Source organism: Ferroacidibacillus organovorans (assembly GCF_001642725.1).
GTDB classification, from domain to species: domain Bacteria; phylum Bacillota; class Bacilli; order Alicyclobacillales; family SLC66; genus Ferroacidibacillus; species Ferroacidibacillus organovorans.
On the sequence record NZ_LSUQ01000029.1, the window covers coordinates 24,658 to 34,104 of the forward strand.

The following is a 9,447-nucleotide window of genomic DNA, read 5'->3' on the forward strand; positions in this document are numbered from 1 at the left end:
CTTAAGAAGCCGTTGTCCGTGCGCGACTTTCAGCCTGCTCACGCACACCCCACGCATCGCGCACATCCACATTCTCATCCCACACTTCGTCGCGCTCGATCATCTCAAAAACAGGGTCGATGACATCCTGGAATCGCTCATACGCGGTCGTTCTACGCAGGGAAGAATAGATCGCTCGCGCCATAGGCAAAAGCGTGTCGCGGTCATTTTTGTAAAACGCGCGCGTCATTTCATCCTCGTAGAGTGGATGGCAGACAAGCTCCTGCTGATGGTGAATGACGATGTGCGCCAATGCGAATGCGCACATGGCGATGACCGGATCGACCAGAAAGCTGCCAGGTGTGCGGTACTCAAAACCCCCGTGCGGCTTGTGACGAACATCACCAAGAAAACCGTAGCGCGGTCTTCTGCGCACACTGCTCATCGGATCCTCAATCAGCATCAGCGGAAGCCCGACATACACATCCAGCAGATGGACCAACCTGCCGTGAAAAGGTACCCCGCTCATATGAATATGACCACCTGTCGGAAAGCGTTCAAACGGCGCACACCCGGCAATCCACTGTGGAAATTCGTGCGGGAAGCGCCCGGCGGCCTCATAGAGCGTCTGTCGCACATTCTCACACAGGCGTTCCGGCGTGGCGGCGGGTGCCGGGCGCACCTCTGCAAGCGGGTGTTTCATGCGGTCTCCACCAAAGCTCCGATCGTCACAGCCAACCACGCCTTTGAGCGGAAAGAAGCGAGACGCGAGAACCATCTTCCCCTTTTTTCCGCGTAGCATAAATTCAAGATCGGTGCCAAGTAAAATGCGCGCCGGATCGATAGCTGTTTCACGCTGTTCAATCCACTCGTGAATCGCTTGCGCAAACACTTCGAGAATCCTTCCTTGCATGACAGGCGCCGGAGAGACGTCCAAGACAACAAGCATGCCGCGCGGTGTGACACCAATGCTCACAAGGGACATTTCTAGTCCCAATGCGTGTGTCGCGCGCACAGCCAATTGGCACACTTTTCCTGCCTGTTCATCAAAATCGAGCGGAATTTCTGACATCGAGTCAACCACTTCACGTACGCGCTGGCTCAGCCACACCGTTTTTTGATCGGTGCGAAAACACGCGAGGGCGCGCAGCCCAAACACCGGAATGCGATAGTGCCTCGTCAAAGGAGCCTGCCATCCATCGCGCGCCGATCGCGCATATTTCGGCAAGCGAACCCCTGTCATTTTAAGTCGCTCGGCCATACGCTTGCGCTGACTGGCTGTTTCAAATGCAGCCCTTCGATTGATGACCCACGCGCCTGCGTCCGGCTCTTCTCCGCCCACATAGCGAATCAGTCGATCGGTCGACTGCACATGGCCACGCACCTCGCGAATCCCGATCAGTCCAGGCACACGTTTAACCAGCCGCCTGGCAGAAGCCTGCCCCTGATGGAGAAGGTATGTGCTCATCGCGGTACCCCTTTTTGACCTCGTTTCACGCTCAGTCCCTGCGCAAAGCGCAGAGGACGCAAAAACGAGAGATCGAGCAATTTCTCCGAACCGAGTTCGGTGACAGGTGATTTGAACGGCTTGCTGTTCACCTCAATGACATAAAGATGACCGTCAGGCGCAATTCCAAAATCAAGACCGAGTTCACCGATCAACGTGTGACTCTCTTCTTCGATACAATCACAGACCTCCATCGTAAGCGTCTTGATCGTCTCGCGAAGTGACTGAGCGTTTTGAATCAGCCCGCTGCGCTCCAGATCGCCAATGCGAAGCGCCTCACCGCCCGTGGTTAGATTGGAGACAAACTCACCGCTGGCGGCTTTTCGGGCGTATTGCTTTGTGATGCACCATATGCCTAAGCGATTTTTTTGTGCAACGACACGCAAGTCGACAGGACACCCATTAACCTGAATAAGCGTCAGACCCTGTTGGAGGATGTGGGGACGCAAAAAACGTTTTTGATAACGCGCAAACAGCTCCTCTGCGCTTTTAAACGTTTCTTCACGCAGCGCCCCTGAGCGCTCTCGCAACTGTGCGAGGCAGTCGCGATCTTTTTGAATCACCCGCAAAATTCCGATGCCAAGGCTTCCAGCCGTCGGTTTGATAAATGTGACTGGGTGTCTCATCAAAAAAGAATGCAATTGATCTGCGTCACGGAGTGGATACGTCTCTGGTAGAAAGGAAAGGAGTGCGGTACGCTTTTTTAACCATTGATCGACATCCCACTTGTCGAAATAACCGTTGTTAAACAGTTTGGCATTCTTTTGCAGATACGCGCGCAGCGGTCGAAAAGAACGCAATTGCTCGTATCTCCGGGACAAGATCTGATCGTAAATGACCAGAGGAATCGGCATTTCGCGCTGAATGACCTGGGACGTCTCGATCCCGCGCAACACATACCCCTGCAGCACATGGCGTTTTATATCGACATCCGCCGGGTCAAAGATGCACACCGCGATGTCATGCTTTCTCCCAAGCTCAAGATATTTCATGAGGGCGAGGCCCTGTCTCCCAGCAAACTGGCCATCGACAAGTCGCACGTGCGTCATGACGCCGACCGTGCTTCCCTTGTTGTCTGCACCTGTCAGAAATGGTTTTCGCACGCGCCTTGATGGACTCGCCACACGCCATTCTCCTCGTCATGATTTGATCGTTTCATACCCTGTAATGCAAAGCGCATGCTCTAGGATTCGCGTGATGGAGTGCATGCGCAACCGCGGATCGACATTTCTGAGCATCCTCCGACCGGGGCATGGATTGATTTCAAGGATATAGATGCGAAGATTCTGATCAAACGCGAAATCGATTCCCACTTCTCCCAACTCGCCATGCTGGCGCTGGAGCATTTCAAACAGATCACACGCGAGAGATTCTGCACGTCGAAATTCTGCAGGCATTGCGCTCGCCTGCGACGCAGTGAGACGCGGCAGGAGGTCCTGCGCAGAAACCGCCTCACCGCCTGTGTGAAGATTGGTCGTGATCGATTGCGGGGAACCGACGCGCGCGATAAGCGCCGTCGCGACGGGTCGACCGTTTACCGCCTGCACGAGGCAGCGAAAATCAAGCGGTCGCTTATCCATGGTGTGAAGAAGCGGGATGGTCTCCTGCACGATGACACGTTCACCCACACGAAAAAAAGAAGCGTACCAAAGTGCGAGCTCAGGTAGAGAAATCTTGCTCGCAGGCGCGCCATCGCGTAGGAATTCATGGCCGCCGCGCGTACGGCGCAGGCGCGCGATACCGATGCCTTGGGTGCCACGCGCTGGTTTCACGTAGCAGTCGTCAAATGCATCCACACACGCGATGAGCGTCTCTTCATTGTGAGCAATCTTGGTCTGTGGCACGTGTGAAGAAAAAGGAGCGCGCGTCAATACGCGTTGATGCATAACACCCTTCTCACTCATGGAGCGCGGCAGCGTGATTTGCGGCATCTCCGAGAAGACTGTTTCATCCTCGATCAACTTCGCCTGCAGTGCGCGTGGGCGACTGGTCAATCTGCGCCACACGATGTCCGGATAAGGACACGTTTCTTCGCGCCACACACCTTCGCGAAAACGGTACCCCGAGACGACATGAACACCCGCCCGGACAGCCCCAGGCGTTATCACAAAGATGTCCATGCCTAGGCGCGCGCCAAGCCGACTGACATCTTGAAACAGTGTCTGCTGTTGGCCAAAGCGTCGCCCCTTTGCTTTTGAGAGAGCATAAATCGCAAACGCAGGACCGAGTCGAATGGCCTGATTGCCCGTTGTCATAAAACGCATCGCGTGAGGCGGCAGGTGAAGCGCGCGGCGAATGTTTGTGTGCAAAAGAATTCTCGTCTTACGTCTGCTGCCAAAAAGATTTACCCGCTCGCAAAGTGCACCATACGCAGCATTCACCATGTGCGACTGCGTCATGACGTCGCCCCCTCTTGTGCAATGCGCGAATCTAGAGAAAAAAGGGCGCATCGCGCCCCCGCACTACATGAAGTTCTATTACAGGCTTGACTCTTCAAGCGAGCTGCTCTCAATGTCAAAGCTGTCTTTTTTATGGGAGGGGGTCATCGTCAATACCCACACCTTCGTCGGCCCGATCACTTCGACAAGCCATTCCGTTTCGACGCGAACCAAGATCTCGGAGTGGTCATCTACAATCGTCGCGTCGACACAATTGGGTTGCTGCTTGACTTTGACGTGCACAGACAAATCGTCTCGTGCGCAATTTGGGTCAAGCCCTTGCAAGCTGATTTGCTCAACGTAGGAAACCGTATCTTTTGCAACCGCGGTTTCACTGTTGTCGTTATACGAATACCAAACGTTCGTATCAAAACGCCCGCGAACCTCGACCGTCTCGTCGATCAGAATCCCTTCGCACGAGTGATTCATCACCCAGCAACCGCCGATGGTGGTAGGACGATTCGCCGTGTGGATGGTATAGGTATGCTGACTGTACTTACTACCGCGACCACAAACCGCATCTGTAATGATTTCGCGGTATTCATCTCGTGAGTGCACGCCCGCGACCTCCTTCAGCCATGTTGACAGTGCATCGTCTGCTCCTCTGTTAATGGATCGATCGATCTGTCAGCACATCCTATGAATCGGTCTAGGCCAGTGACACGGATTTGCGCGCCCAAATCACAGGCGTATGAGAGGAACTAGGTGCGGAGTTTTGCGGGGAGGTCTTCATATTCCATGATTTGACTTCCGAGATCGCCGCGGTGACCACTCGTTAACCCGTGGAAATCAGAGCCAGCCGTCGTAAACAGGTTCATCCGCATTGCAATCGCGCGGTACGTCGCGCGCTTTGCAGCGTCGTTGTCTGGATGATCCACTTCAATCCCGTCCATGCCAAGGTGTAGATACGATTCGACATACGCGTCATCCCCAATCAATGCCGGATGCGCCAAGACGGCCACACCTCCCGCATCGTGAATCCATTGTACGGCGTTCTTTACTGCGAGTTGCGGGCGATCGACAAAACAGGTTCCACCGCGCCGCAGGTGAAGCGCAAACGCTTCTTGAACAGACGATACGAGTTGCCGTTTGACCATGGCGCGCGCAAGATGCGGACGTCCGACCGTCCCTCCTGACGATTCACGCAAGACATCATCCATCCCGATGGTCATCCCGCAAGCCTGGGCGCGTTCGACCATTTTTTTGATGCGTTCGTCACGCTCACTGCGAAGTGCAGAAAGTTTTTCCCGAAACAAAGCATCGAGAAGATCGATCCCGTAACCGAGCAGATGGACATCTCTGCTCTCATCGGTCGCACTCAGTTCCACCCCTGCGATCACACGCACGGAAAATTCTACGCCAGCGCGCTGCGCCTCGACGACGCCGTCTACCGTGTCGTGATCGGTAATTGCTACGCCATAAAGCTTTCGCTCTCGAGCGAGTTTCACGACCGCGCGGGGAGAAAGCGTACCGTCGGACGCTGTGGTGTGAACATGAAGATCCACTGCATGCGCGGTTTTTACCATCTCCATTCGCCCTCCATCTGTGTTAACCCTCACTCTCGCAGTCACACCCTCGCGAAATGATCGCCTCTCACCATCTTAGCGGAGCACCGTTTCTAGAACGCGAAGCCAGGATTCACCCGCGATCTTTTTCGCGACTGGATCCCCATACGTTCGATACAGTCGCTCTAAAAGAACAGGATAGGATCGTCCGTCGCGCAATCCCACAGGTCCCTCATCTATGCCATCGAAATCAGAACCGAGACCCACCGCATCTTCGCCTGCGATCGTCAAGAGATGATCGATGTGACGCATCACATCATCGATCGATGCGTCTTTCTCTGCGAGAAAGGGCGGAACAAACGTAGCACCAATCAATCCGCCTGAGCGCGCGATGGCCCGGATTTGGTCGTCCGTAAGATTTCTGCGATGCGCGTGAACGCGCATCGCATTGCTGTGTGACGCAATGACCGGCGCGCTCGATGTCTCGAGGACATCCCAAACGCCCTGAACACTCAGATGGGAGACATCGATGACCATGCCGAGTTGGTTCATTCGCTGTACCACTTCGAATCCAAACTGCGTAAGTCCGCCGCCACGCGATTCACCAACGCCGTCCGCGAGACAGTTCTGACCATTCCACGTGAGTCCAACGAGGCGAACCCCCATGCGATACAGTCCGTCTAGAACACTGATTCGACGGTCGAGGCACTCTGCGCCTTCAACGCTCAAGAGACCAAAGATTGGGTTTGAATCAGATTCGCGCAAACGCGCGATATCGGCAGCGGACAAAACTGGTGAAATGCCTTTCGGAACAACTTCATCATAAAAACGTTTGAGCGACGCAAACACTTCGTACAATTGTTCGCCACTTGAGAGCGCAGGTTCCACGAACGTAACGAATACTTGCAAGTCAACGCCGCTCGCCTTTAATTTCTCATAAGATTGATGAAGACCCGAGTCAGGATCGCCAAATGACAAATGATCATGACCCATGCGATATAAAATATCTGCGTGTCCGTCGACAACTCGATTCCCCTGAAACATGGCTCAGCCTCCTCTGAATGGAGTAACGCAGTATCTGCTACTGTTCAAGCTGTTGAATGCGTTCAATCTTCGTGACTCGGCCACTCTCTGAAACGTCAATAAGCACACCCGACAATTGGAGAAATCCGTCTGCAACATCAAATTTTGCGGGCAACTGATCAATGAATTTGCGAATCACCGTTTCTTTGCGCACGCCGAGCACTCCGTCACGCGGGCCCGTCATGCCGACATCCGTCAAATAGCCGGTTCCCCCCGGCAAGATGCGTTCATCTGCCGTCTGAACATGAGTGTGCGTGCCAATCACCGCCGTAGCTCGCCCATCCGCATGCCAGCCCATCGCTAATTTTTCTGATGTGAACTCTGCGTGAAAATCGACAAAGAGAAAATCGCAAGATGCGGAAATGTCTTTATAAAATTGATCAAAAAAGAGAAAAGGATTGCTTCCAAGCGGAATTCCTGCAGGTCCAATGAGATTTAATACGGCTACAACTTTCCCTTTTACCTTAACGGTTGTGTATCCCTGACCAGGCACCGACGTGTGTAGATTCGCGGGGCGAACGATACGCGGGTCATCGCCAAGCCACGAAGCGGTATCCTTTTGATCAAAGGCGTGATTGCCAAGTGTCAATATTTCTACACCCGCGTCATAGAGTCGCTCCGCCGCCTGCCGCGTAATTCCGCGACCATTTTGCGCTGAGTTCTCTGCGTTTGCAAGCACGAGATCCGGGCGGTGTTTTGTAATGAGACCAGGTAAATAGCGGGCGACTGCCGCCACTCCAGGATGGCCTGTGATATCGCCAAGCATCAACCATCTCATCCTGAGCGCCCCTTTCCAAATCAATTTTCAATCCGACGAAATAAAAATAAGGGCAGCCAAAGGGCCGCCTCTATTTTGCGTATTCTACTGCTCTGGTCTCGCGAATTACCGTGACTTTAATCTGGCCAGGGTAATCCAGTTCACTCTCAATTCGCTTTGAAATCTCTCGCGCTACGCGAATGGACTCTGCATCATCCACTTGCTCAGGTTTTACAATAATTCGGATCTCACGCCCCGCTTGAATCGCGTATGACTTGTCCACGCCTTCAAACGAGCATGCAATCTCTTCAAGACGCTCTAATCGCTTAAGGTACACGTCAAGCGACTCGCGACGGGCGCCTGGTCGCGCTGCGGACAACGCGTCTGCTGCGCCTACGAGCACCGACACGGGTGACGTATACTCAATATCCCCGTGATGCGCGCCGATTGCATTGATGACAATCGGGTGCTCACGGTATTTTCTCGCAAGGTCTACGCCAATTTCTACGTGTGACCCCTCCACCTCATGCGTAACCGCTTTTCCTACATCGTGAAGAAGTCCTGCACGTTTTGCCAACGCCACGTCTAAACCGAGTTCTGCCGCCATAAGTCCAGCCAAATGGGCCACCTCGATAGAGTGCTTAAGCACATTTTGACCGTAGCTCGTGCGAAATTTCAAACGTCCCAAAACCTTAACCAAATCGGGGTGTATGCCGTGAATCCCCGCTTCAAACGTCGCCTGTTCACCTTCTTCGCGAACGCGGTCTTCCACGTCCCTGCGCGCTTTTTCCACCATCTCTTCAATGCGTGCAGGGTGGATGCGACCGTCCGCAACCAACCGCTCAAGGGCAATCCGCGCCACCTCGCGGCGAATCGGGTCAAAGCCGGACAAAATGACAGCCTCCGGTGTGTCGTCAATGATCAAGTCGACACCTGTCAGTGTTTCAAGGGTGCGTATGTTGCGGCCTTCACGACCGATAATGCGCCCTTTCATTTCGTCGCTCGGCAGTGTCACCACAGACACTGTCGTTTCTGCAACATGGTCTGCCGCGCAACGTTGAATCGCTGTTGCAATAATTTCTTTCGCTTTCCGTTCCGCATCGTCACGCGCCTGCGTCTCAATCTCTTTCATTAAGACAGCAGCATCGTGTTTACACTCTGAACGTACTTGTTCCAAAATCATCGCTTTTGCCTCATCGCGCGTCAAAACGGCAATCCGTTCCATTTCCTGGGTGCGCTCGACAACGAGCGCTTCCGCATCCTCACGCAGTTTATCGAGGTTTCGCTCCTGCATTGCAAGGGATTCTTCGCGTCGATCCAAGGCTTCATTCCTGCGATCAAGCGCCTCTTCTTTTTGCAAAAGACGGCGCTCCAAACGCTGAACTTCAAACCGTCTCTCGCGAATATCGCGCTCCGCATCACTGCGAATTCGGTGCGCCTCTTCTTTTGCCTCAAGGGTTGATTCTTTTAGCTTACCTTCTGCTTCCCGTTTCGCCGCTTCAATCAATTGTTCCGCCTGTGCCTGAGCCGCAGACAACGAGGTCTGAATCGATTTGTTTCTCATTAAAATCATGAGAATGCTGAATGCTACCACAAGGATGAGCAGAAAAACAACGATTAAAACAATTCCTTCACCAATCATGGGCAATTTGCCCTCCCTGCTCACCATACTTCGAGCGCGGGACGTCGCATGAATTCACTAACGCTTTCAAGAACGCTTCAAAGACCAGAACTGTGTCGTAAACGTTTCGAGAAAAAATCAACAGCAGGTATACGCTTTACCAGTATAAATCAGCCCATTCACCGCTGTCAAAGCAAAATCTCGTCCTCCACAGCATCCTATCCGCTGTCGCAGACTCATTTGCCGTCGACAGTCGGACGTCTCACTCGAATTCCGCATCGTCGCTACGCCAAGCGCCTTCATTTTCCTCACCTTGTGAAGATCCGATCTGTTCGACAACGTGCGAAACGGTACTGTGCTTAAAACCGCGTCGAGCAAGATACTGTCCTAGTAGCAGCAAACCGTGCCGCAGAACTTCACCATTCCGTTCCACGCGCTCGACCGCTCCCTTATGTTTCATTCGCTCTACCCTTTTTTCAGCGCGTCGCAACAGTTCAGGAAACTTCTTAAGGGCAAGCCGTACCGCCGCCTGTTCCTCATCGCGCTCTGCACCACGC

Annotated in this window: 9 protein-coding genes; all 9 read right to left on the reverse strand. The window is 53.5% G+C overall.

Annotated features, from left to right (window positions below; all coding sequences use genetic code 11):
• Window position 1: 1 nt before the first annotated feature.
• Window positions 2-1,447, reverse strand: coding sequence for a putative amidoligase domain-containing protein (locus AYW79_RS09905; protein ID WP_067565051.1), 1,446 nt, complete (start codon window positions 1,445-1,447; stop codon window positions 2-4).
• Window positions 1,444-2,610 (reverse strand): YheC/YheD family endospore coat-associated protein, encoded by a 1,167-nt coding sequence (locus AYW79_RS09910; RefSeq protein WP_067565054.1) that lies wholly within the window; start codon window positions 2,608-2,610, stop codon window positions 1,444-1,446. The genes AYW79_RS09905 and AYW79_RS09910 overlap by 4 nt, the downstream gene beginning before the upstream one ends.
• Window positions 2,611-2,625: 15 nt before the next feature.
• Window positions 2,626-3,885, reverse strand: coding sequence for a YheC/YheD family protein (locus tag AYW79_RS09915; RefSeq protein WP_067565056.1), 1,260 nt, complete (start codon window positions 3,883-3,885; stop codon window positions 2,626-2,628).
• A gap of 78 nt (window positions 3,886-3,963) precedes the next feature.
• A complete protein-coding gene (gene cotE, locus AYW79_RS09920; protein ID WP_067565058.1) occupies window positions 3,964-4,482 on the reverse strand; it encodes an outer spore coat protein CotE in 519 nt (172 codons plus the stop codon).
• 143 nt (window positions 4,483-4,625) lie between these two features.
• Window positions 4,626-5,450, reverse strand: a complete 825-nt coding sequence (locus AYW79_RS09925; RefSeq protein WP_067565068.1) for a PHP domain-containing protein — start codon at window positions 5,448-5,450, stop codon at window positions 4,626-4,628.
• Between the two features lie 75 nt (window positions 5,451-5,525).
• Window positions 5,526-6,473 (reverse strand): dipeptidase, encoded by a 948-nt coding sequence (locus AYW79_RS09930; RefSeq protein WP_067565060.1) that lies wholly within the window; start codon window positions 6,471-6,473, stop codon window positions 5,526-5,528.
• A gap of 37 nt (window positions 6,474-6,510) precedes the next feature.
• Window positions 6,511-7,290: a TIGR00282 family metallophosphoesterase gene (locus AYW79_RS09935; protein WP_067565062.1), complete on the reverse strand. Its 780-nt coding sequence runs from the start codon at window positions 7,288-7,290 to the stop codon at window positions 6,511-6,513.
• A 70-nt stretch (window positions 7,291-7,360) separates the two neighbouring features.
• Window positions 7,361-8,911, reverse strand: coding sequence for a ribonuclease Y (gene rny / locus AYW79_RS09940; protein WP_067565064.1), 1,551 nt, complete (start codon window positions 8,909-8,911; stop codon window positions 7,361-7,363).
• A gap of 241 nt (window positions 8,912-9,152) precedes the next feature.
• Window positions 9,153-9,447 (reverse strand): hypothetical protein (locus AYW79_RS15865; protein WP_197467716.1); only part of this gene is annotated, 295 nt, incomplete at its 5' end.

Coding starts and splice junctions, on each gene's coding strand:
- AYW79_RS09905 (WP_067565051.1), bottom strand. CDS start 1,447: ATGAGCACATACCTTCTCCATCAGGGGCAGGCTTCTGCCAGGCGGCTG.
- AYW79_RS09915 (WP_067565056.1), bottom strand. CDS start 3,885: ATGACGCAGTCGCACATGGTGAATGCTGCGTATGGTGCACTTTGCGAG.
- AYW79_RS09925 (WP_067565068.1), bottom strand. CDS start 5,450: ATGGTAAAAACCGCGCATGCAGTGGATCTTCATGTTCACACCACAGCG.
- AYW79_RS09930 (WP_067565060.1), bottom strand. CDS start 6,473: ATGTTTCAGGGGAATCGAGTTGTCGACGGACACGCAGATATTTTATAT.
- AYW79_RS09935 (WP_067565062.1), bottom strand. CDS start 7,290: ATGAGATGGTTGATGCTTGGCGATATCACAGGCCATCCTGGAGTGGCG.
- rny (WP_067565064.1), bottom strand. CDS start 8,911: ATGATTGGTGAAGGAATTGTTTTAATCGTTGTTTTTCTGCTCATCCTT.